The organism is Streptomyces sp. NPDC001750 (assembly GCF_042892615.1).
Lineage (GTDB): Bacteria > Actinomycetota > Actinomycetes > Streptomycetales > Streptomycetaceae > Streptomyces.
In genome coordinates this window covers 124,182-144,941 of record NZ_JBIAUE010000007.1, presented here as the reverse complement: position 1 = coordinate 144,941, position 20,760 = coordinate 124,182, and the positions used below count along the sequence as shown (strand labels likewise).

The window sequence follows — 20,760 nt, the reverse complement described above, 5'->3', positions numbered from 1 at the left end:
GGTTTGAGGCCGCCATGACCGCGCAGAAGCCCTTCCTGGAACACCCATCCGAGGAAAGGACCCGGTCATGGCGGCCCCCGACCCCCATCAGGCGGCCGATCCGGAAGCGGTGAAACGCCACCCCACCCTCTTCCGCGCGATCCGGCAGCGGAAGAACCCCAAACTGCGCCGGACGGACATCACCGTCACCGACGAACGGGCCGTCCGCCGCGCCGTGAAGGCCGCGTCGCTCGGCAACGCCATGGAGTGGTTCGACTTCGGGATCTACTCCTACCTGGCCGTCACGCTGGGCCATGTCTTCTTCCCGTCCGGGAACGACACCACCCAACTCCTCTCCTCCTTCGCCACCTTCGCCGTCGCCTTCCTCGTACGGCCCCTCGGCGGCATCTTCTTCGGCCCCATGGGCGACAGGATCGGCCGCAAGAAGGTCCTCGCCCTCACCATGATCATGATGGCGCTCGGCACCTTCGCGATCGGAGTCATCCCCTCCCACGCCTCGATCGGCCTCTGGGCCCCCGCCCTACTGATCCTCTTCCGCCTCGTCCAGGGGTTCTCCACCGGCGGCGAGTACGGCGGCGCCTCCACCTTCATCGCCGAGTACGCCCCCGACAAACGCCGCGGCTACTTCGGCAGCTTCCTCGAATTCGGCACCCTGGGCGGCTACGTCGGCGCCGCCGGACTCGTCACCGCCCTCACCGCGCTGCTCGACCCCGCCCAGATGGAGAGCTGGGGCTGGCGCATCCCGTTCCTCGTCGCGGGCCCCCTCGGCCTGGTCGGCCTCTATCTGCGGCTGCGCCTGGACGAAACGCCCGCCTTCCAGAAACTGGAGGGCGGCACCGTCCACGCGACGGACGCCGCCGACGGGATCGAGACCACGACCAAGGGCGACCTCGCCATCATCTTCCGGCAGTACTGGCCGACGCTGATCCTCTGCGTCTGCCTCGTCGGCGCGTACAACATCACCGACTACATGGTGCTGTCGTACATGCCGACCTATCTCTCCGACGAACTCGGCTACAGCGAGACCCACGGCCTGCTCGTGCTGCTCGCGGTCATGGTCCTCCTGATGCTGGTCATCAGCCGGGTCGGCCGGCTGTCGGACCGCTTCGGGCGCAAGCCGCTCCTGATGACCGGCATGCTCGGCTTCTTCCTCCTCTCCCTCCCCGCGTTCCTCCTCATCCGCCAGGGCGGCATGTTCGCCATCACGGCCGGCATGCTGATGCTGGGCCTCTCCCTGGTCTGCATGCTCGGCACCATGTCCGCCGCCCTCCCGGCCCTCTTCCCCACCCATGTCCGCTACGGCTCCCTCTCGGTGGGCTACAACCTCTCGGCGTCCCTGTTCGGCGGTACGACCCCACTGGTGATCACGGCCCTGATCAGCTGGAGCGGCAGCGAGCTGATGCCCGCCTACTACGCGATGGCCGCCGCCCTGGTCGGCGCGATCTCCGTGGCGTGCATGAAGGAGACCGCCTGCAAGCCCCTGGCCGGCTCCCCGCCGTCGGTGGAGACCCCCGAGGAGGCGGCGGAACTGGCCGCGTCCCAGACCCCCGACCCGAAGTTCTGACCCGGAAGGGCCGTATGGCAGGCCCGAACGGAACGGTTCGTGCCACTTCAGCTTCACCTGAAGCGGCACGAACCATTCCATATCTTGTCGGATATAGGACGTGACTCTCCGACAAACGGACCGTTACTCCGTACGAGACCACGAACGCGCGGTCGGATACGGAGGGGATCGATGACCCGTCGATACACGCGAGACCTGCTCGAAGAGGCAGCGCGCGAGACGAACACCTACGACGACGCGGTCCGCTGGTGCGGGGGCACGCCCACAGCGGGCAGCAGGCGTTATCTGCGGCAGAAGATGGCAGCGGCGGGGGTGGACACCTCACATTTCACGAAGAAGTGGGTTCGCCACTCGGACGAGGCTCTTCGGGAATCCGTAGCGGCGTCCACCTCGGTCAAAGAAGTTTTGCAACGACTGGGAGTCAGCCCCGTGGGCGGCAGCCACACCCACTTCAGTCGACGGATCGCCGCGCTGGGCATCGACACAACCCATTTCGCGAAGCGCCGAGGTCGCATCGAGGTCCCACATGGCGGGCTGCTCGTGCTCGGCTCTCCGCAGGACGGGCGAATCCACCACGCTCGGCTCCGGCGAGAACTTCTCCGGCTGGGTGTGCCGGAGCGCTGCGCAAGATGCGGAACAGGCACGATGTGGAACGGCAGGCCACTGAGGCTTGAGGTGGATCACAAGAACGCCGACTGGTGGGACAACCGGCCGGAAAACTTACGGTTCCTCTGCCCCAACTGTCACTCCGTGACCGACACCTACCGCGGGCGGAAACGGACAACCGGATGAGCGCCCCGAAGTACACACGCGACTTGCTGGTGCGGACCGTGGCCGAATCGGTCAGCATGGTGGACCTGATGCGCAGACTCGGCATCGCACTCGGCAGTGGTCCGCACGCCTATCTGAAGAGGCGCCTACGGCACTACGGCATCGACACTTCACACTTTCACGAAGAATCCCTGCCGGAACGGAAACGCCGTTCCTACCCAAGAGAGTTGCTTGCCGAAGCGGCGGCGCATTCCCACAGCATCCGGGAAGTGCTGGAGTACATGGATCTTCCGCCACATGACAGCCCATACGGCCACATCCGCAAGAAGCTCGATCAATACGGCATCGACACCTCGCACTTCACGCGTGGCCGTCGCTACGAAGCAGGCATCCTGGATCGAAACGAGTTGGTGGCGGCGGTCGGGGCACCGTTCAGTGTCTCCGCCACGCTCAAGCTTCTCGGCCGTGCCGACAACGGCGCATCCCGCGCTCTCGTGAAACGGAGCATTGAAGCGCACGGCATCTCGGTCGAGCACTTCACCGGACAGGGCCACTTCCTGGGAACGGCGTCTCCCCGCCGCAAACCTGCGGCGGAGATCCTGACACGGCTCGCCCCGTCCTCGCCCAGAACGAGAACCGTACAACTGCGACGCGCCCTTGACGACCTGGGCCTACCGCACCAGTGCGCCGCATGTGGTCTCGGGGATGTCTGGCAGGGCAAACGGCTGGTTCTGGAGATCGACCACATCAATGGAGACAGACTGGACAACCGTCGTGAGAACTTGCGGTACCTGTGCCCGTCCTGCCACAGCCAAACAGGTACTTTCGCCAATCGCCCCCGCCCACCCCTCACAACGCAGTAACATGGCCTTGGCCTGCGCCCGTACGCCAACTGGGGAGCGACGGCTTTTAGGTAGCCGTGTTGTGTCGGTTCGAATCCGACCGGGCGCACCGAGCACAGAAGGTGCCTGACCTCCCTCGAAGGGGGCCAGGCATCTTCTGTCAATCACCTCACCAACTCCCGCACCACCGGCACCAGGGCCCGGAACGCCTTGCCGCGGTGGCTGATCGCGTTCTTCTCGGCCGGGGTCAGTTCCGCGCAGGTGCGGGTCTCGCCGTCCGGCTGGAGGATCGGGTCGTAGCCGAAGCCGTTGGTGCCGGACGGGGTGTGGCGCAGGGTGCCGGTGAGGCGGCCCTCGACCACGCGTTCCGTGCCGTCGGGGAGGGCCAGGGCCGCCGCGCAGGCGAAGTGGGCGCCGCGGTGGGGGGTGTCGATGTCGGAGAGCTGGGCCAGGAGCAGGTCCAGGTTGGCCCGGTCGTCTCCGTGGGTGCCTGCCCAGCGGGCGGAGAAGATGCCGGGGGCGCCGCCCAGGACGTCGACGCAGAGGCCGGAGTCGTCGGCGATGGCCGGGTGGCCGGTGGCCTTCGCGAGGGCGTGGGCCTTCAGGAGGGCGTTCTCCGCGAACGTGACGCCGGTCTCCTTGACGTCCGGGACATGGGGGTACGCGTCCGCGCCGACGAGTTCGTGGTCGAGGCCGGCGTCGGCGAGGATCGCGTGGAGTTCGGTGATCTTCCCGGTGTTGCGGGTGGCGAGGATGAGGCGGGTCATGCCCCCCAGTATCGGGGGTGGCGCGTGGAGCCCGTTCGGCGCGTCGGGTCCGGTCAGGGCGTGCAGATCTTGCCGATCTCCGAGGCGGCATCGACGACCGGGGTGATGTCGGGGGCCGTTTCGCCCTTCTCGATGGCGTCGCGGATGTTGCCGACGGCGGTTTCGAGGTGGTCGACGGCCTTGCCGAGGTCGGCGTCACCGGCGGTGTCGCCGAGTTCGCCCAGTTCCTTCTCGATCTCGTCGAGAGCTTCGGACGCCTGGGTGGGGTCGTTCGAGGCGTTGGAGGCGGCCTGCTGGAGGTTGTCGACACTGGTGGCGATCGCATCGGCGGTGCGTACGCAGTCGAGTGCCTTGTCGACGGCGCCGCAGCCGGCCGCCGCGGTGAGGGTGAGGGCGACTGCGGTCAGGGTCAGCGCGGCGGTGGTGCGGCGGTGACGGGTTGCCTCGGCCATGGTGCGGTTCCTCCCCGGGTGCGGATACGCGGACGGGCGCACGGTTCGATCCGTGCGCCCGTGCTCGTAACGACGCCTCGCGGTGCGTATGTGGTTGCTTCCTCACTCGCCGGTCGTGCGGGCGAGGGCCTCGGTCTGGAGGGCGGTGAGCTCGGTGCAGCCCGCGGTGGCGAGGTCGAGGAGGGTGCCCAGTTCCTTGCGGTCGAAGGGGGTGGTCTCGGCGGTGCCCTGGACCTCGACGAAGCGGCCGTCGCCGGTGCAGACGACGTTCATGTCGGTCTCGGCGCGGACGTCCTCCTCGTAACAGAGGTCGAGGAGGGGGGTGCCGTCGACGATGCCGACGCTGACGCCGGAGACGGTGCCGGTCAGGGGCTTGCGGCCGTGCTTGACGAGCTTCTTGCCCTGGGCCCAGGTGACGGCGTCGGCGAGGGCGACGTAGGCGCCGGTGATGGCGGCGGTGCGGGTGCCGCCGTCGGCCTGGAGGACGTCGCAGTCGAGGACGATGGTGTTCTCGCCGAGGGCCTTGAAGTCGACGACGGCGCGCAGGGAGCGGCCGATGAGCCGGCTGATCTCGTGGGTGCGGCCGCCGATCTTGCCGCGTACGGACTCGCGGTCGCCGCGGGTGTTGGTGGAGCGGGGCAGCATCGAGTACTCGGCGGTGACCCAGCCTTCGCCGCTGCCCTTGCGCCAGCGGGGGACGCCCTCGGTGACGGAGGCGGTGCAGAAGACCTTGGTGTCGCCGAAGGAGATGAGGACGGAGCCTTCGGCGTGCTTGCTCCATCCGCGTTCAATGGTGACGGGGCGGAGCTGTTCGGGGGTGCGGCCGTCGATACGAGACATGGTGTCGACCCTATCGGGTGCGGGGATGGCGCCCGTTCGGGTGCGGTGCGGGTCCGGTCGGGTGTGGTACGGCCTCCGGGGGCGGAGCGGCCCGGTCCCGTCCTCGCGCGCGGTCCGCACGGAGGTCCGAAGCCGTGGTCCGGGGAGGCGGTCGACCGGGTGCGGCACAGGCCCCGTCCGGCGGGGCGGGGCCTGTGGTGACGCCTGGCGGTCCGGCTCAGCCGAGGGGCCGAGGGCGGCGGGCTCGGCGGGTGGTCCCGTGTGCGGTCGCGGTCGTACGGGAAGTGCCGCGTACGGTCGGGCGAGCGGTCGCGCGGGAGGTCCTGCGTAGGGTCCGGCCGGTCACATCATGTCTTCGATGTCGGCGGCGATGGGGTCGGCGTCGGTGCCGATGACGACCTGGATCGCGGTGCCCATCTTGACGACGCCGTGGGCCCCCGCGGCCTTGAGCGCGGCCTCGTCGACCTTGCTGGGGTCGTGGACCTCGGTGCGGAGGCGCGTGATGCAGCCTTCGATCTCGTCGATGTTGTCGATGCCGCCGAGCCCGGCGACGATCTTCTCGGCCTTGCTGGCCATGGCGTTCTCCCTGCTTGTTCACATGCGTGCGACGGCCCACCCTGGGTCCGTTTCGTCACCGTAACGCACGTTTGGCCCAGCTTCGCGGGCGAGTGACCGGTCCATCCTCAATGATGACGATCACCGGCGCCTTGTCCGCCGGACGGGTTACGCACCGTACCTCAAGTGGTCTACACCAGTTTGCACCGACCGGTGGACGCGCCGGTTCCGGGGAGGACACCGATGAGCTCCAGCAGTACCGCAGTACCGCGGAAGACATGGTGGAACAGCTTCTTCCAGAGCCTTCAGAAGATGGGGCGCAGCCTCCAGCTCCCGATCGCCGTCCTGCCCGCGGCGGGCATCCTCAACCGGCTGGGCCAGCCGGACGTGTTCGGTGACGAGGGCCTGGGCTGGGACAGCGTGGCCAAGGTGTTCGCGGCGGCGGGCGGTGCGCTGCTCGATTCGGGGCTCGGTCTGCCGTTGTTGTTCTGCATCGGTGTGGCGATCGGCATGGCGAAGAAGGCGGACGGGTCGACGGCACTCGCCGCGGTGGCGGGCTTCCTCGTCTACTACGCGGTGCTGCACGCCTTCCCGGTGGACTGCGCACCGGGTTCGACGTTCACCTCGGGCGGCACCTGGTCGGGGACCTGTGTCACGAAGGACGCCAAGGTCACGGCGGCCGAGTACCAGAACCCCGGGGTGTTCGGCGGCATCGTGATGGGGCTGCTGTCCGCCTGGTTCTGGCAGCGCTACCACCGGGTCAAGCTGGTGGACTGGCTGGGCTTCTTCAACGGCCGCAGGCTCGTTCCGATCATCATGGCCTTCGTCGGCCTGCTCTTCGCGGCACTGTGCGCCTGGCTGTGGCAGCCGATCGGGGACGGTCTGACCAGCTTCTCCAAGTGGCTGGTGGACCTGGACTGGGCGGGTTCCGGCGTCTTCGGCATCGCCAACCGCGCGCTGCTGGTCATCGGTCTGCACCAGTTCCTGAACACCTTCACCTGGTTCCAGTTCGGCGACTTCACCAAGCCGGACGGGACGGTGGTGCACGGTGACATCAACCGGTTCCTGGCGGGCGACCCGACGGCCGGGCAGTTCACCTCGGGCTTCTTCCCGATCATGATGTTCGCCCTTCCGGCGGCGGCGCTGGCGATCCATCACTGCGCCAAGCCGCATCGCCGCAAGGCGGTCGGCGGCATGATGCTCTCGGTCGGGCTGACGTCGTTCGTGACGGGTATCACCGAGCCGATCGAGTACTCGTTCCTCTTCGTCGCGCCCCTGCTGTACGGGATCCACGCCGTGCTCACCGGCGTCTCGATGGCGGTGACCTGGGCGCTCGGGGTCAAGGACGGCTTCAGCTTCTCGGCGGGCCTGATCGACTACGTCATCAACTGGAGCCTGGCGACCAAACCGTGGCTGATCATTCCGATCGGCCTGGTGTTCGCCGCCGTCTACTACGTGATCTTCCGGTTCGCGATCACCAGGTTCAACCTCCAGACGCCGGGACGGGAGCCCGAGGAGGTGGCGGAGGAGATCGAGGGGAACCTCACGAAGTAGCACGTCGAACGGGCCTTTCGGCCCGTCCGGAGGAGGCCCTCGAACGCTGCTGTCCGGGGCTCTCCACACTGTCGCCCCATGCGCGGAATCACGATTGCGAAGAAATCCGGAATCATAGGTTCCTTATCTGGCCCACACCGTGTTACAACTGGTCTAAACCACTGAATGGTGCAGACCACGTGGCGCTCTGCCGCGTTCTCCGAGTCGCCGCCCTTCCCCCCTCGTCGATGGCTCCCTCATCGACGCCGCGGGCCGCGCCTCGCCCCCATGGAGGAAGTTGATGTCCACGGCAGACACCGCCGCCCCCGCGGCCACCGGGAAGCCCTCGGCCGGCAAGAAGAAGGGCGCCGGTGCCATGGCTGTCATGCAGCGCATCGGCCGCAGCCTCATGCTGCCGGTCGCGGTGCTGCCCGCGGCCGCGCTGCTGGTCCGCCTCGGCAATGACGACATGCTCGGCAGGGAGTCGTTCCCCGGCTTCATCACCAAGATCGCGAGCTTCATGGCCGCGGGTGGCAACGCCATCCTCGACAACATGGCGCTGCTGTTCGCCGTCGGCATCGCGATCGGCTTCGCCAAGAAGTCGGACGGCTCGACCGCGCTCGCGGCCGTCACCGGTTACCTGGTCTTCCAGAAGGTGCTCGCCACCTTCACCGACAGCAATCTTCCGCAGGTCGCGAAGGTGGTCGACGGCAAGATCGTGATGACGGACGCCCCCGTGGACGCGAAGGTCCTCGGCGGTGTGGTGATGGGCATCGTGGTCGCGCTGCTCTACCAGCGCTTCTACCGGACGAAGCTGCCGGCCTGGGCGGGCTTCTTCGGCGGTCGCCGCCTGGTCCCGATCCTCTCCGCGTTCGCGGGCCTGGTCATCGGCATCGCCTTCGGCTACATCTGGCCGGTACTCGGCACCGGACTGCACAACCTCGGTGAGTGGCTGGTCGGTTCCGGCGCGGTCGGCGCGGGCATCTTCGGCGTCGCCAACCGTGCGCTGATCCCGGTCGGCATGCACCACCTGCTGAACTCGTTCCCGTGGTTCCAGGCCGGTGAGTTCAACGGCAAGAGCGGCGACATCAACCGCTTCCTGGCCGGTGACCCGACGGCCGGGCAGTTCATGACCGGGTTCTTCCCGATCATGATGTTCGCCCTTCCGGCGGCCTGCCTCGCGATCGTCCACTGCGCCCGTCCGGAGCGTCGCAAGGTCGTCGGCGGCATGATGTTGTCCCTCGCGCTCACCGCGTTCGTGACCGGTGTGACCGAGCCGATCGAGTTCACGTTCATGTTCATCGCCCCGGTGCTGTACGCGGTGCACGCGGTGCTGACCGGTGTCTCGATGGCCCTCACCTGGGGCCTCGGGATGAAGGACGGTTTCGGCTTCTCGGCGGGTGCGGTCGACTTCCTGCTGAACCTGGGAATCGCGACCAAGCCGTGGCTGCTGGTGCTGGTCGGGCTCTGTTTCGCGGTGGTCTACTACGCGGTCTTCCGCTTCGCGATCACCAGGTTCGACCTGCCGACGCCGGGCCGCGAGTCCGACGAGGAACTCGCCGAGATCCTCAAGGCCGAGGCCAAGTAGCCGAGGCGGAGTAGCCGAGCGAAGCGGGCGCGGCGAAGTTGCCGAAGCCGCCGAAGCGGAAAATGCGGAGGCGAGGTGGCGGAGACGGGCAGCGGGCGCGGCACGGTGGCCGTCTGGGCGCGGCAGCTCTTCGGGGTGCGGTCCTCGGGGCGCGGTCAGACGTCGTAGACCGCGCCCGCCGCCGCCACCGACGCCGGGCCGTCGAAGACCGCGCGGGCGTCGGCCAGGTTGCGGCCGGCGTCGGTCCACGGCGGGATGTGGGTGAGGACGAGCCGTCCGACTCCGGCGCGGGCGGCGATCTCGCCCGCCTCGCGGCCGTTGAGGTGGAGGTCCGGAATGTTCTCCTTGCCATGGATGAACGATGCTTCGCAGAGGAAGAGGTCGGCTCCTTCGGCGAGCTCGTTCAGCGCCTCGCAGGTCCCGGTGTCGCCGGAGTAGGTGAGCGAACGGCCGCCGTGCTCGATCCGGATGGCGTAGGAGTCGACCGGGTGGCAGACCTTCTCGACGCGTACGGAGAAGGGGCCGATCACGAACGAGCCCGGCTTCAGTGTGTGGAAGTCGAAGACCTCGCTCATCGCCCGCTCGGACGGGGTGTCGCCGTGGGCCGTGGTCAGCCGTTGTTCGGTGCCGTCGGGACCGAAGACCGGGAGGGGTGCGGGGCGGCCGCCGAACCGGTAGTAGCGGACGACGAAGTACGCGCACATGTCGATGCAGTGATCGGCATGGAGATGGCTCAGGAAGATGGCGTCGAGGTCGTAGAGACCGATGTGGCGCTGCAGCTCTCCGAGGGCGCCGTTGCCCATGTCGAGGAGCAGCCTGAAGCCGTCGGCCTCGACGAGGTAGCTCGAACACGGTGAGACCGTGGACGGGAACGAGCCGGAGCAGCCGACGACGGTGAGCTTCATGGAGCGTGAACCTCCGGGACGTGGGAACGGGGAGGGTTCGTACGGTCTGTTGAGCGGTCCGACGAGCGTAAGGGGCGAAACCACCGGTCGCTCCTCCGTGGCCGTCCGTTGTGGGGGAACTCACCTGTGCTGTCACCGGTTCGACGGAAGGGCCGGGGACGCCGGTACCGTCGGGGCATGAGCATGTCCTGGTGGTGGGTCGCGTTCGGCGTCGTCGTGCTGCTCGCACTCGTGGTGGCCGTGGCCGACGGGCGGGGGCGCGGCGGGCGGCGGCCCGGTCGTTCCGGTGGTACGGCGGGGGCGCGCGGCGGCGGTCGTCCGGGTGGGCGCACGCGTCCTCCGGCGGGACCGGGGCGTGGGCCTGAGCCGGGGCGTGGGCCGCGGCCGGGTGAGATCTGGTGGGCCGAGGTGCCGTACGAGGACGGGCCGGGGGCGAAGGACCGGCCCTGTCTGGTGCTGCGGGTCCGGGGTGGCTCGGCGCTCGTCGCGAAGATCACCAGCAAGAAGCACGAGGACCGGTCGGGCGTGATCGCGCTGCCCGCCGGGGCGGTGGGGGACGCGCGGGGGCGGGCGAGTTTCCTGGAGACGGACGAGTTGCGGGAGGTCGCCGTCCGGGTGTTCCGACGCCGGGTGGGGGTCGTGGACCCGGAGGTGTGGCAGCGGGTGCGGAAGCTGGGGTGAGCCTTCGCCCCGCCGCACGTGTGACGGGGCGACGCGTTGGTGCTCGTACGGGACGGCGCCGATGGCGGCCTGGACCGACGACGGCCGCGGACCGACGACCGGCCCGTGCGGGCCCGGACCGGTCGCGGCTGTGCGGGGACCGGGCCGACGACCGGCTCGTATCGGGACGGGCGAGCTTCCCGTGGACGGGCGACCGGCTCGTCCGAGACCGGGACGGGTCCGGGACGTGCGGATCCCGGACGTGCCCGGTCCCGAACGGATCCCGGGGAGCCGTGCCCGGTCCCGCACGGATCCCGGGGAGCCGTACCCGGTCCCGGACGGGTCCGGTCCCTATGCCCAGAGCTGGCCGTGCAGTGTTTCGATGGCGGCCTCGGTCGTCGGGGCCGTGTAGACACCGGTCGACAGATACTTCCAGCCGCCGTCGGCGACGACGAAGACGATGTCGGCGCTCTCCCCCGCCTTGACCGCCTTCTTTCCGACTCCGATGGCCGCGTGGAGCGCGGCGCCGGTGGAGACGCCCGCGAAGATGCCCTCCTGCTGGAGGAGTTCGCGGGTGCGGGTGACCGCGTCCGCCGAGCCGACGGAGAAGCGGGTGGTGAGGACCGAGGCGTCGTAGAGCTCGGGGACGAAGCCCTCGTCGAGGTTGCGGAGCCCGTAGACCAGGTCGTCGTAGCGCGGCTCGGCGGCGACGATGCTGACGTCGGGCTTGTGCTCGCGCAGGTAGCGGCCGACGCCCATGAGGGTGCCGGTGGTGCCGAGACCCGCGACGAAATGGGTGACGGACGGGAGGTCGGCGAGGATCTCCGGGCCGGTGGTGGCGTAGTGGGCGCCCGCGTTGTCGGGGTTGCCGTACTGGTAGAGCATGACCCAGTCGGGGTGCTCGGCGGCCAGTTCCTTGGCGACGCGCACGGCGGTGTTGGAGCCGCCCGCCGCCGGAGAGGAGATGATCTCGGCGCCCCACATGGCGAGCAGGTCGCGCCGTTCCTGGGAGGTGTTCTCCGGCATGACGCACACGATGCGGTAGCCCTTGAGCTTGGCCGCCATGGCGAGCGATATGCCGGTGTTGCCGCTGGTGGGCTCCAGGATGGTGCAGCCCGGAGTCAACCTGCCGTCCTTCTCGGCCTGTTCGACCATGTGGAGCGCCGGGCGGTCCTTGATCGAGCCGGTGGGGTTGCGGTCCTCCAGCTTGGCCCAGATCCGGACGTCCTCGGACGGCGACAGCCGCGGCAGGCGGACGAGCGGGGTGTTGCCCACCGCGGCGAGCGGGCTGTCGTACCGCATCAGCGCATTCCCGCCCGCCGCCCGGCCACCGCCCCGGCCGGACGGGCCTTCGCCCCGGCGGCCCCGCCGGCGACGGCCGGGAGGATGGTGATGCTGTCGCCGTCGCTGAGCTTGGTCGAGATGCCGTCGAGGAAGCGGACGTCCTCGTCGTTGAGGTACACGTTCACGAAGCGGCGGAGCTCGTCGCCGTCGACGATGCGCTCACGGATGCCGTTGTGGCGGCTGTCGAGGTCCGTGAGGAGGTCGGCGAGGGTCGCTCCGTTGCCTTCGACGGCCTTCGCGCCGTCGGTGTAGGTGCGGAGGATGGTCGGGATGCGGACCTCGATGGCCATGGCGTGGGCTCCTGTCGGAAGCTCGGAAGCGGAGAACAAAGAACGGTGAAGGGTGAACGGGGAAGAGCGGGGGGTGTGGCGGTGACACGGGGCGCGCAGCTCCGGCCCCGCGCGGGGCGTCGCGTCGTGACCGGGTCTTCGGGCTGCAAGCCCCCGGTTCAGGCCCTGCGGCCGTCGGACCGACGGTTCGTACAGATCGCGCTGGAGAGCCTGCACAGGTCGACGTGCAGCCGCGCGACGAGCAGCATGCCCGGCGTCTTGTCGCTCACGTCATGGGGAACCATGCGGTCATCGTATCGATTCCCGGTCGGCGAATAAGAGTGTGATCTCGCCTGGTGGATGGATGACGCCCGACAGGTGGACAGGGCCGTGGCGGGACCGGCCCCGTCCAGCCTGCGGAGTGCCGGGTCAGGCGGGTTCGTGCGCCTCGACGACCTGGACGTCCTCCTCCGTGATCTCGCCGTCCACGATGCGGTAGGAGCGGAACTGGAAGGGGCCCGCGTCGTCGGTGTCGGCGGTGGAGACGAGGACGTAGTGGGCGCCGGGCTCGTTGGCGTACGTGACGTCGGTGCGCGAGGGGTACGCCTCGGTCGCGGTGTGGGAGTGGTAGATGATCACCGGCTCCTCGTCCCGGTCGTCCATCTCGCGGTAGAGCTTGAGGAGGTCGCCCGAGTCGAACTCGTAGAAGGTGGGCGAGCGGGCGGCGTTGAGCATGGGGATGAACCGCTCGGCACGGCCGGTTCCGACGGGTCCCGCGACCACGCCGCACGCCTCGTCGGGATGGTCGGCGCGGGCGTGCGCGACGATCTGGTCGTAGAGCGCCTGGGTGATGGTCAGCATGGCGCCAGGATAGGCATGCGGTCCATGCCGTATCGAGGGACGGGACGATGGAGCCCGCATCGTGGACATCACGGACGCTCAGGGGCCGCACCGACGGGGGCGCGGCCCCTGAGCGTCCGGTACGAGAGGCCTAGGACGACCGCCCAGAGCGGGGCGCAGTACAGCGAGATCCTGGTGTCCTCGTCGATACCCATCATCACGACCACGACGCCGATGAAGGCCGGCGCGAAGGCGCTGGTGTACGGGGCGCCGGGGGTCCGGAAGGAGGATGCGGGGAGGGCGCCGCGGCCGGCGAGGCGCCGGTAGCGGAGCTGGCTGACGAGGATCATGATCCAGGCCCACATCCCGGAGATGGTGGCGAAGGAGACGACGTAGCTGAAGGCGTCGCCGGGCCACCGGTAGTTGATCCAGACGCCGACGAGCATGAGGGCGGCGGAGAACGTGGTGCCGACGAGCGGGGTGCCGTTACGGGTGAGCCGGGTGAGGCGTGCGGGGCCCTGTCCGTTGAGCGCGAGGTCGCGGAGCATGCGGCCGGTGGAGTACATGCCGGAGTTGCAGGAGGAGAGGGCCGCGGTCAGTACGACGAAGTTGACGATGCCCGCGCCGAGGCCGAGGCCCATCCGCTCGAAGGCGGCGACGAACAGCGTGGCGCCGTACGGACGGTCGTGAACGCCCGTCCCGGGCGGGCGGGCGGTGGTCCGGACGGCTGTCCGGCTTGTGCCACGGGGAGAAACGGGCGGTCACGCCCGGTGTCGCGGAGACGGCCGCTCAGGTGACGAAGGGCGCGGCGAGGGGTTGACGGGGACGCGCGGGGCCGGTCGCCGTGTGCTCCCGGCGAACGGCCGACGGGCGCGAAAGGGAGGGCATGCCCGCTACGGCGTCATCGTCTCCACGAGGGTCTCCTGGAGGGCGCCGAGCCAGAGGTAGGCCATGACCATCGGCTTGCGCGGATCGCTGTCGGGGAGCCGGTAGAGCGAATCGGCGCCGCCGTCGTCCTCGTCGGAGACGTCCAGCCGGGTGCCGATGGTGAGCCGGAGGTCGTTGAGGGCGCCGAGCCAGTGGCGGCACTCGTCGCCGGAGAGCGTGAGCACGGCGCCGCCGTCGCCGCCGACGGTCAGGGCGTCGAGGGTGCGTACGACGGCGAGCGCGTCGTCCCGCTTGCGGGCGCGCAGGTCGTTCTCGGTGAAGCGGCGGAACTCGGCGGAGGCGGCGCGCAGTTCGCTGTCGTCGTCGCCGTACGCGTCGGGGAAGAGGCGGGCCAGGGCGGGGTCGGCGGGCCGTTCGCTGGGGCCCTCGGCGAAGAGGGCGGCGAGCGGGTCGGCGTCCTCGGCCGGTTCGTCGCCGGGACCGACGAGTTCCAGCAGCTGGACGGCGAGGGAGCGCAGGATCGCGATCTCCACCTCGTCGAGTGCGACGGCCGCGCCGCCGTCGGGGGTGGCCTCGAAGTGGCCGGCCATGTGTTTACTCCGATGGTGGTTCGGGCGGGGCGGGGCTCGGGCTTGCCGGACGGGCGCTACGGAAGGGCACGGCCCGCGCGGGCGGCACCGGCCGCAGGAGGGGCACTGCCCGCACGGAAGGTACCGCCCCCGCGCAAGGCACCGCCCGCACGCGATGCGCCGTCCGCGCGGGAGACGGTTCTCGCGGGGAAGGTGCCCTCCGCGGGGAGGGCACTATCCGCGGTCCTGGGTGAGGGTGGCCCACAGCCCGTAGCCGTGCATGGCCTGGACATCGCGTTCCATCTCCTCGCGGCTGCCGCTGGAGACGACGGCACGGCCCTTGTGGTGGACGTCCAGCATCAGCTTGTGGGCCTTGTCCTTGGGGTAACCGAAGTACGCCTGGAAGACATAGGTCACGTAGCTCATGAGATTGACCGGGTCGTTGTGGACCAGCGTCACCCAGGGGACATCGGGCTCGGGGACGACAACGCTCTCCTCGGCCGATTCGGGACGCTCGATCTCTGTGGGGGCGACGCTCACCTCTCCCATGCTGCCACCCGGGAGGGGGCATCGCACAAACGACCCCGACATCTCGTCACTCTGACGAAATAGGGGTAGCATCCGGAGCATGAACTCTGCGGACCTTGGCCGACGGGTCGGTGTGCCGTCGACCGCGCTCTTCACCGACCAGTACGAGCTCACCATGGTGCAGGCCGCGCTGAAGGCCGGCACGGCGGACCGGCACTCGGTCTTCGAGGCGTTCACCCGCCGGTTGCCCGAGGGGCGGCGCTACGGCGTCGTCGCGGGCGTCGGCCGGGTGCTGGACGCGGTGGAGAACTTCCACTTCGACGACGAGATACTCACCTTCCTGCGCGAGCGGAACGTGGTGGACGGACCCACGCTCGCCTGGCTCGCCGACTACCGCTTCAGCGGTGACATCTGGGGCTACCCGGAGGGCGAGGTGTACTTCCCCGGCTCGCCGGTCCTGCGGGTCGAGGGGTCGTTCGCCGAGTGCGTGCTGCTGGAGACGGTGATCCTGTCGATCCTCAACCACGACTCGGCGATCGCCGCGGCGGCGTCCCGTATGTCCGTGGCGGCGAGCGGGCGCGCGCTGATCGAGATGGGTGCACGGCGCACCCATGAACTGTCCGCGGTGGCCTCCGCGCGCGCCGCCTACGTCGGCGGCTTCGACACCACCTCCGACCTGGCGGCGGGCTTCCGCTACAACATCCCGACCGTCGGGACGAGCGCCCACGCCTTCACACTGCTGCACGACACCGAGCGCGACGCCTTCCAGGCCCAGGTGGACTCGCTGGGCCGCGACACGACCCTGCTGGTCGACACCTACGACGTGGCCGAGGCGGTCCGCGCGGCGGTGGAGGTCGCGGGGACGGGACTGGGCGCGGTACGGATCGACTCCGGGGACCTGCTGCTGGTCGCGCACCGGGTGCGGCAGCAGCTGGACGAGCTGGGCGCCACAAGGACGAAGATCGTGGTGACGTCGGACCTCGACGAGTACGCGATCGCCTCGCTGGCCGCGGCGCCGGTCGACGCGTACGGCGTGGGCACGCAGCTGGTGACGGGCAGCGGGCACCCCACGTGCTCGATGGTGTACAAGCTGGTCGCCCGGGCCGACTCGGCCGACCCCGCGGAGCCACTGCGCCCGGTCGCCAAGAAGTCGCTCGGTTCGAAGTCGTCGACGGGCGGTCGCAAGTGGGCCGCGCGTCGGCTGGACGAGAACGGGGTGGCCGAGGCGGAGGTGGTCGGCACCGGTCCCGTACCGGCGGACCTCGCCGACCGGCAGCTGCTGGTCGAGCTGGTCAGGGGCGGCGAGGTGGTCGCCCGCGAACCGCTGGACGCGGCCCGTGAGCGGCACATCACGGCACGGGCGGGGCTGCCGATGTCGGCGACGCAGCTCTCCCGGGGCGAGCCGGTGATCCCGACCGAATTCGTGTGACGGAGCGGGGCGGTGCCCGTGGCGGAGGGCGGCGCCGCCCCGGCACGGGCACCGCGTCGGCCACGGGCGCCGCACGGGTTGCCCCGCGCCCCTCCCCCGGCCGCTCCCGAGTCCCTCACGGCTGTCCGGTAATCCCCGGAGGGCGCGCGACGACAGCTACGGCCCCTCGCCGCGTTGTCGGAACACCCGAATACATCCAGTATGCGAACGTCCCTCCGCCTTGCGCTGCACCGCAACCGGACGCCGCGAGCTTCCCGGCAAACGTTGCCGGGAGCGGCACTAAGGGCTGTCCCGTAATCCGTGGCGGATCGGCGCGCGGCGTCAGATGTGGTGCATCGCAAGGCGGAGGGGCGCCCGCATACGGGACGTATGTGGGCGTTCCGACAACGCGGCGAGGTGCCGCGGCTGTCGTCGGGCGCCCGTCAGGGATTACGGGACAGCCCTTAGGCTCGAATGCGCACCCCCGACCGCACTCCCACCCCACCCCCACCGAAGGACACCCGCCATGCACCGCGCCTTGATCGTCGTGGACGTCCAGAACGACTTCTGCGAGGGCGGCAGCCTCGCCGTGACGGGAGGCGCCGACGTGGCCGCCGCCATCACCGACCTCATAGGCGACGCCCAGCCGTGCTACCGCCATGTGGTGGCCACCCGCGACAACCACATCGACCCGGGCGACCACTTCGCCGAGCGGCCGGACTTCGAGCACTCCTGGCCCGCGCACTGTGTCGCCGGTACGGAGGGGGTGGGTTTCCACCCGAACTTCGCGCCCGTGGTCGCCTCCGGAGCGATCGAGGCGGTCTTCGACAAGGGCGCCCACTCGGCGGCGTACAGCGGTTTCGAGGGCGTCGACGAGAACGGCACCGGGCTGGCCGACTGGCTGCGCGCCCACCACGTCACCGATGTGGACGTGGTCGGCATCGCGACCGACCACTGCGTACGGGCGACGGCGCTGGACGCGGTCCGGGAGGGCTTCACGACCCATGTGCTGCTCGACCTCACCGCCGGAGTGGCCGAGGAGACCACGGGCCGGGCGTTGGAGGAGCTCCGCAGGGCGGGCGTGCAGCTGACCGGCGAGCCGGTCGTGCGCAAGCCGGCGGTGTAGCGGGGCGGGGCGGCGTGTGCGGTCGTCGGCCGACCCGCACGACCCCGCCCCTCACGCCCCTCTCGCGCCGTCCTCGCGTCGCGCGGACCGTCGGCCCCACGTCGCGGGCCTCGCCCGCGCGTCACGAGCCGCGGGCTCCCCCGCCCGCGTTCAGGCCGGGCGGCGGACCGGCGCGGCGGGCAGGCACGGGCGGCGCCCCGTCGCGGACGCCGGGGCCGTCGTGGCCGCGCGGTGGGCCGGTGCGCCCGACGAGGTGGACGCGGGGGACGTCGCGGGCCGGAGCAGGGCCCGGATGGGGTGCCAGAGCTCCTGGGCGCGCTCCGGTCTCGCTCTCCAGAGCATCCCGTCCGGGTGGTGCAGCACGGCCGTGATCTCGTCCGGAGTGGGCGGCTCGGCGTTGCCCCGCAGATAGACGGCCCGGAGCCCCAGATTGCGCAGCCGGGTCAGCGCGCGGGCCCGGTTGCCCGCGTGCACCAGGACCCGGACCAGGCTGCCCGGCCCCGCTCCGTCCGCGGGCCGGGGCAGGGTGATGGCCACCACCACGCTGCCGTTCGGCAACTTGCTGAACCCTCCGCATGCCATGTTCCGCGCTCCCCCGTGAGACGTCGTGTCAATAAGGATGTGGTCAAGACGCACCTAAACACGATCGACCGCCGCCCGCTAGAGGGCGACGGTCGATCAAGCTCTGACCTGCGGCGTTGTAAAACTACTTCCCCGAAGGCCCAACCTTGAGGGTGATCGTCGCGCCGTCGCGCGGCTGGCTCACGATCGAGATCCGGGTGTTGGTGTCAGTGACCTGGACGCTTCCGGTCTTGTTCTCGGCGTACCAGTAGGTTCCCTTGTGGTCGTCGAAGGCCGGGATGCCGGGCCGCGACGGGATCCGCACCGGCACGTCGGCGTTGTGCAGCGTGAAGGCGTCCGTCCGGTAGCGGCTGAAGGGCGCGTCGAAGGGCTGGATCTTGTTGCGGATGACCGTACCGTCCGCCCACTTCAGCGGCTTGGCGTGCGCGTCGACCGGAAGGATCAGGCCCTTGCCCGGGTGGGTGGAGACGTTGTTGTCCTTCTGGGAGGTGTCCCACTGCCAGACGAGCAGACCGGTCTGGTACGGGTAGTGCTCGACCCAGTCCGGACGGGTCTGGGAGAAGCCGAAGTTGTACGGGCCGACCTTGAGGGTCCGGTCGTAGCTGACGTACTGACGGTTCTCCGCGATGTAGAACTGCGCGTAGTCCTTGGTGAAGGACTCGCCGACGCGGGAGAAGCCCTTGGCGGTCCAGCCGTTGTCGTCGCCCTCGGCGTTGTCCGTGAACAGCGCGGTGCCGTCGGCGTTGACGGAGATGGTGTCGGCCGCGAAGCCGATGCCGCCCGCGCCGCCGTCGGTGGTGTAGCGGAAGCGGATGTCGATCTTCTTGCCCGCGTAGGCGTCCAGCGGGTAGGAGAGCTGCTTGTACGCGCCGGAGACGCCGGTCAGGGCCGGCTTGTCGCTGGCGTCGCGCGGGAGGGCCTTGCCGTCGGCCGTGCCGTCGAGCGCGGTCCAGTTGGCACCGCCGTTCTCGGACACCTCGGCGTAGAGGAAGTCGTAGTCCTGCTCGATGTCCCACCAGCCCGCGAGGTCCAGGGAGGCCGTGGACCTGCCGGTGAGGTCGACGGAGCGGGACAGGGTGTTGTTCAGGTTGTCACCCATGTCGCTCCACCACTGCTTGGAGCCCTCGGCGGGCTTCGTGACAGCGGTGCTGACGGCCTTGTCCGGCAGCTTGACCAGGAGGGCCTGCTTGTCCTTGGTGTTGTACTCGGACACGCCCAGCTTGTGGACGGAGTCCGTCGCGGCCTTGGCCTCGGCGTAGTTGAGCCAGCCGAGCTGCAGCTTGTCCCAGGCGGTCATGTCGCCGGGCAGGTCGCCGATCTCGTTCTTGCCCGTGCCGAGCCAGGAGCCCGCCGACATCAGGGACCAGAAACCGACCGAGTTCTCGGCGGTGTTGGTGGTGTCGTACAGGTCGGGCAGGCCCAGGTCGTGGGCGTACTCGTGGGCGAAGACGCCCAGGCCGCCGTTCTCGGGCTGCGCGGTGTAGTCACCGACCCAGAAGCCGGTGTCGCCGATCTCGGCTCCGCCCGCCTTGTTGAAGGACGGGCCGGTCGCACCGGCGTTGGTGCCGTAGGCGTACCAGCGGTGCGCCCATACGGCGTCCTTGCCCTGCGCGCCGCCGCCCGCGGACTCGTCCTCGCCGGCGTGGACGATCTGGAAGTGGTCGATGTAGCCGTCCGGCTCGTTGAAGTCGCCGTCGTTGTCGTAGTCGTACCGGTCCCACTGGTCGTACTGCGCCAGGTCGGCCTTGATCTGGTCCGTGGTACGGCCCTTGGCCTTCTGGTCGGCGACCCAGGCGTTCACGCCGTCGCGGACCATGTCCCAGACGTTGGCGCAGTTGGACGAGCCGCAGTAGTTGGATCCGTAACGGGCCTCGTTGTACGGGACCTTGACCCAGTCGCTGACCTCGCCGTCGACGGAGTAGCGCCCGGAGGAGGTCTTCTCGTAGTACGTCTTCAGCGAGTCCTTGCCGGTGCCGGTGCCGAAGTACAGGTCCTGGAAGTGCTGCCGGTTGAAATCGGCCTGCCAGGCCGTGCTGTTGTCCTTCTTGCGGTCCGGCTGCGCGATGGAGTTGTGGAGCGGGCCGGGGTCGCCGCCGTACTTCTTGACGGGGGGCTTGGGGCCCTCGCCGTCCGGGTCGTACATGGTCGTGTCGTCGACCTGGTCGCCGAACTCGACGAGGACGGTGAAGATCTTGTCGGTCTTCTCGCGGCCGAGCTCGACGTACTTCTTCTTGTCGAGCTTGACGACCTTGGAGCCGTCCCGCTTCGATATCTTCTTCTCGCCCGACAGGACCTGCTCCAGGGCGGCCTGACGCTGAGCGTCCTGCTGCTCGCTGAACGGCCCCTGGAGGTCGTGCGCGTTGCCCTTCCCCGTTCCCGGGTCACGGCGGTCGACCACGGTGTTCCGGGCCCCTGACGTCTGGTCGTCGGCCTGGGCGGTGGCGAAGGTCGACGCGGTGGCGGCCGTGGCAGCCATGGCCACGACAACCGCCGCGCCGCGCAGCGCCCGTCTCTTCGTACTCACGTGATGCAGTCCTCCCCGGCGTCCGCGGCTGCGGCCTGGAAGTTGGATGAGGGCCGCGCGCGGATACGCGTCACAAGTGACGACATTCGACCGGAGCTGTAAAGAAAAAGACAGATCTTGACTTGGACAGGCCAAGTGCACTATGCGGGAGCCGCTTTCCGGTATCCGGACGTTCGCCCTGTCCGGAAACGAACCGTCAGATTTG

General features: G+C 69.6%; 20 protein-coding genes, 1 tRNA gene and 2 pseudogenes. 9 read left to right on the top strand and 14 right to left on the bottom strand.

Features of this window, described 5'->3' with window-relative positions:
- Nucleotides 1–67 precede the first annotated feature (67 nt).
- From proP to ACFYY6_RS14205, 4 genes are all read left to right on the top strand, one after another.
- Nucleotides 68–1,564, top strand: coding sequence for a glycine betaine/L-proline transporter ProP (gene proP, locus ACFYY6_RS14220; RefSeq protein WP_389193239.1), 1,497 nt, complete (start codon nt 68–70; stop codon nt 1,562–1,564).
- 171 nt (nt 1,565–1,735) lie between these two features.
- Complete coding sequence (locus tag ACFYY6_RS14215) at nt 1,736–2,356, top strand: HNH endonuclease (protein ID WP_351516713.1); 621 nt, start codon at nt 1,736–1,738, stop codon at nt 2,354–2,356.
- Complete coding sequence (locus ACFYY6_RS14210; protein WP_389193236.1) at nt 2,353–3,198, top strand: HNH endonuclease; 846 nt, start codon at nt 2,353–2,355, stop codon at nt 3,196–3,198. Before ACFYY6_RS14215 ends, ACFYY6_RS14210 begins: the two co-directional genes overlap by 4 nt.
- A 14-nt stretch (nt 3,199–3,212) precedes the next feature.
- A tRNA-Leu gene (locus ACFYY6_RS14205) sits at nt 3,213–3,286 on the top strand.
- A 55-nt stretch (nt 3,287–3,341) separates the two neighbouring features.
- On the opposite strand, the gene rdgB is transcribed toward ACFYY6_RS14205, so the two are convergent.
- The 4 genes from rdgB to ACFYY6_RS14185 form a co-directional block, all read right to left on the bottom strand.
- The gene (gene rdgB, locus ACFYY6_RS14200) at nt 3,342–3,944 is read right to left on the bottom strand and encodes an RdgB/HAM1 family non-canonical purine NTP pyrophosphatase (protein ID WP_351626669.1); all 603 of its coding nucleotides are present in this window, start codon (nt 3,942–3,944) and stop codon (nt 3,342–3,344) included.
- A gap of 53 nt (nt 3,945–3,997) precedes the next feature.
- Nucleotides 3,998–4,396: a hypothetical protein gene (locus ACFYY6_RS14195; protein WP_351626672.1), complete on the bottom strand. Its 399-nt coding sequence runs from the start codon at nt 4,394–4,396 to the stop codon at nt 3,998–4,000.
- A gap of 102 nt (nt 4,397–4,498) precedes the next feature.
- Nucleotides 4,499–5,236 (bottom strand): ribonuclease PH, encoded by a 738-nt coding sequence (gene rph / locus ACFYY6_RS14190; protein ID WP_351516707.1) that lies wholly within the window; start codon nt 5,234–5,236, stop codon nt 4,499–4,501.
- A 342-nt stretch (nt 5,237–5,578) separates the two neighbouring features.
- Nucleotides 5,579–5,812 (bottom strand): glucose PTS transporter subunit EIIB, encoded by a 234-nt coding sequence (locus tag ACFYY6_RS14185; RefSeq protein WP_014046255.1) that lies wholly within the window; start codon nt 5,810–5,812, stop codon nt 5,579–5,581.
- Nucleotides 5,813–6,034: 222 nt separating this feature from the next.
- Between ACFYY6_RS14185 and ACFYY6_RS14180 the strand changes: the two genes are divergently transcribed.
- Nucleotides 6,035–7,345, top strand: coding sequence for a PTS transporter subunit EIIC (locus ACFYY6_RS14180; RefSeq protein ID WP_386607636.1), 1,311 nt, complete (start codon nt 6,035–6,037; stop codon nt 7,343–7,345).
- Nucleotides 7,346–7,625: 280 nt separating this feature from the next.
- Complete coding sequence (locus ACFYY6_RS14175; protein WP_351626680.1) at nt 7,626–8,912, top strand: PTS transporter subunit EIIC; 1,287 nt, start codon at nt 7,626–7,628, stop codon at nt 8,910–8,912.
- A gap of 155 nt (nt 8,913–9,067) precedes the next feature.
- Here the strand turns inward: ACFYY6_RS14175 and ACFYY6_RS14170 are convergent, their stop codons facing one another.
- Nucleotides 9,068–9,817 (bottom strand): MBL fold metallo-hydrolase, encoded by a 750-nt coding sequence (locus tag ACFYY6_RS14170; RefSeq protein ID WP_351516702.1) that lies wholly within the window; start codon nt 9,815–9,817, stop codon nt 9,068–9,070.
- Nucleotides 9,818–9,994: 177 nt separating this feature from the next.
- Here ACFYY6_RS14170 and ACFYY6_RS14165 point away from each other — a divergent pair, with 177 nt between their 5' ends.
- Entirely contained in the window at nt 9,995–10,498 is a 504-nt protein-coding gene (locus ACFYY6_RS14165) for a type II toxin-antitoxin system PemK/MazF family toxin (RefSeq protein ID WP_351516701.1), read from the top strand.
- 330 nt (nt 10,499–10,828) lie between these two features.
- Here ACFYY6_RS14165 and ACFYY6_RS14160 read toward each other — a convergent pair whose 3' ends face one another.
- The 7 genes and pseudogenes from ACFYY6_RS14160 to clpS form a co-directional block, all read right to left on the bottom strand.
- Nucleotides 10,829–11,779 carry a PLP-dependent cysteine synthase family protein gene (locus tag ACFYY6_RS14160; protein WP_073783373.1) on the bottom strand — a complete coding sequence of 317 codons (951 nt, stop codon included), beginning with the start codon at nt 11,777–11,779 and terminating at the stop codon, nt 10,829–10,831.
- Nucleotides 11,779–12,111 (bottom strand): MoaD/ThiS family protein, encoded by a 333-nt coding sequence (locus ACFYY6_RS14155; protein ID WP_073783375.1) that lies wholly within the window; start codon nt 12,109–12,111, stop codon nt 11,779–11,781. The genes ACFYY6_RS14160 and ACFYY6_RS14155 overlap by 1 nt, the downstream gene beginning before the upstream one ends.
- A gap of 158 nt (nt 12,112–12,269) precedes the next feature.
- Complete coding sequence (locus ACFYY6_RS14150) at nt 12,270–12,395, bottom strand: putative leader peptide (RefSeq protein ID WP_274535416.1); 126 nt, start codon at nt 12,393–12,395, stop codon at nt 12,270–12,272.
- Between the two features lie 124 nt (nt 12,396–12,519).
- Nucleotides 12,520–12,951, bottom strand: coding sequence for a M67 family metallopeptidase (locus tag ACFYY6_RS14145; protein WP_351516699.1), 432 nt, complete (start codon nt 12,949–12,951; stop codon nt 12,520–12,522).
- Between the two features lie 68 nt (nt 12,952–13,019).
- Nucleotides 13,020–13,604, bottom strand: a pseudogene (locus tag ACFYY6_RS14140) (amino acid permease); the annotation flags it as partial.
- 219 nt (nt 13,605–13,823) lie between these two features.
- Nucleotides 13,824–14,408 carry a DUF2017 domain-containing protein gene (locus ACFYY6_RS14135; RefSeq protein ID WP_351516698.1) on the bottom strand — a complete coding sequence of 195 codons (585 nt, stop codon included), beginning with the start codon at nt 14,406–14,408 and terminating at the stop codon, nt 13,824–13,826.
- A gap of 213 nt (nt 14,409–14,621) precedes the next feature.
- Nucleotides 14,622–14,936 carry an ATP-dependent Clp protease adapter ClpS gene (gene clpS, locus ACFYY6_RS14130; protein ID WP_073783381.1) on the bottom strand — a complete coding sequence of 105 codons (315 nt, stop codon included), beginning with the start codon at nt 14,934–14,936 and terminating at the stop codon, nt 14,622–14,624.
- Between the two features lie 79 nt (nt 14,937–15,015).
- Here clpS and ACFYY6_RS14125 point away from each other — a divergent pair, with 79 nt between their 5' ends.
- Together ACFYY6_RS14125 and ACFYY6_RS14120 are read left to right on the top strand one after the other, a co-directional pair.
- Complete coding sequence (locus ACFYY6_RS14125; protein WP_351516697.1) at nt 15,016–16,344, top strand: nicotinate phosphoribosyltransferase; 1,329 nt, start codon at nt 15,016–15,018, stop codon at nt 16,342–16,344.
- Nucleotides 16,345–16,849: 505 nt separating this feature from the next.
- The gene (locus ACFYY6_RS14120; protein WP_351626690.1) at nt 16,850–17,449 is read left to right on the top strand and encodes an isochorismatase family protein; all 600 of its coding nucleotides are present in this window, start codon (nt 16,850–16,852) and stop codon (nt 17,447–17,449) included.
- Between the two features lie 270 nt (nt 17,450–17,719).
- On the opposite strand, the pseudogene ACFYY6_RS14115 reads toward ACFYY6_RS14120, so the two are convergent.
- Together ACFYY6_RS14115 and ACFYY6_RS14110 are read right to left on the bottom strand one after the other, a co-directional pair.
- Nucleotides 17,720–18,031: pseudogene (locus ACFYY6_RS14115) on the bottom strand (hypothetical protein); the annotation flags it as partial.
- A 124-nt stretch (nt 18,032–18,155) separates the two neighbouring features.
- Nucleotides 18,156–20,555 carry an immune inhibitor A domain-containing protein gene (locus ACFYY6_RS14110; protein ID WP_389193230.1) on the bottom strand — a complete coding sequence of 800 codons (2,400 nt, stop codon included), beginning with the start codon at nt 20,553–20,555 and terminating at the stop codon, nt 18,156–18,158.
- Nucleotides 20,556–20,760 lie beyond the last annotated feature (205 nt).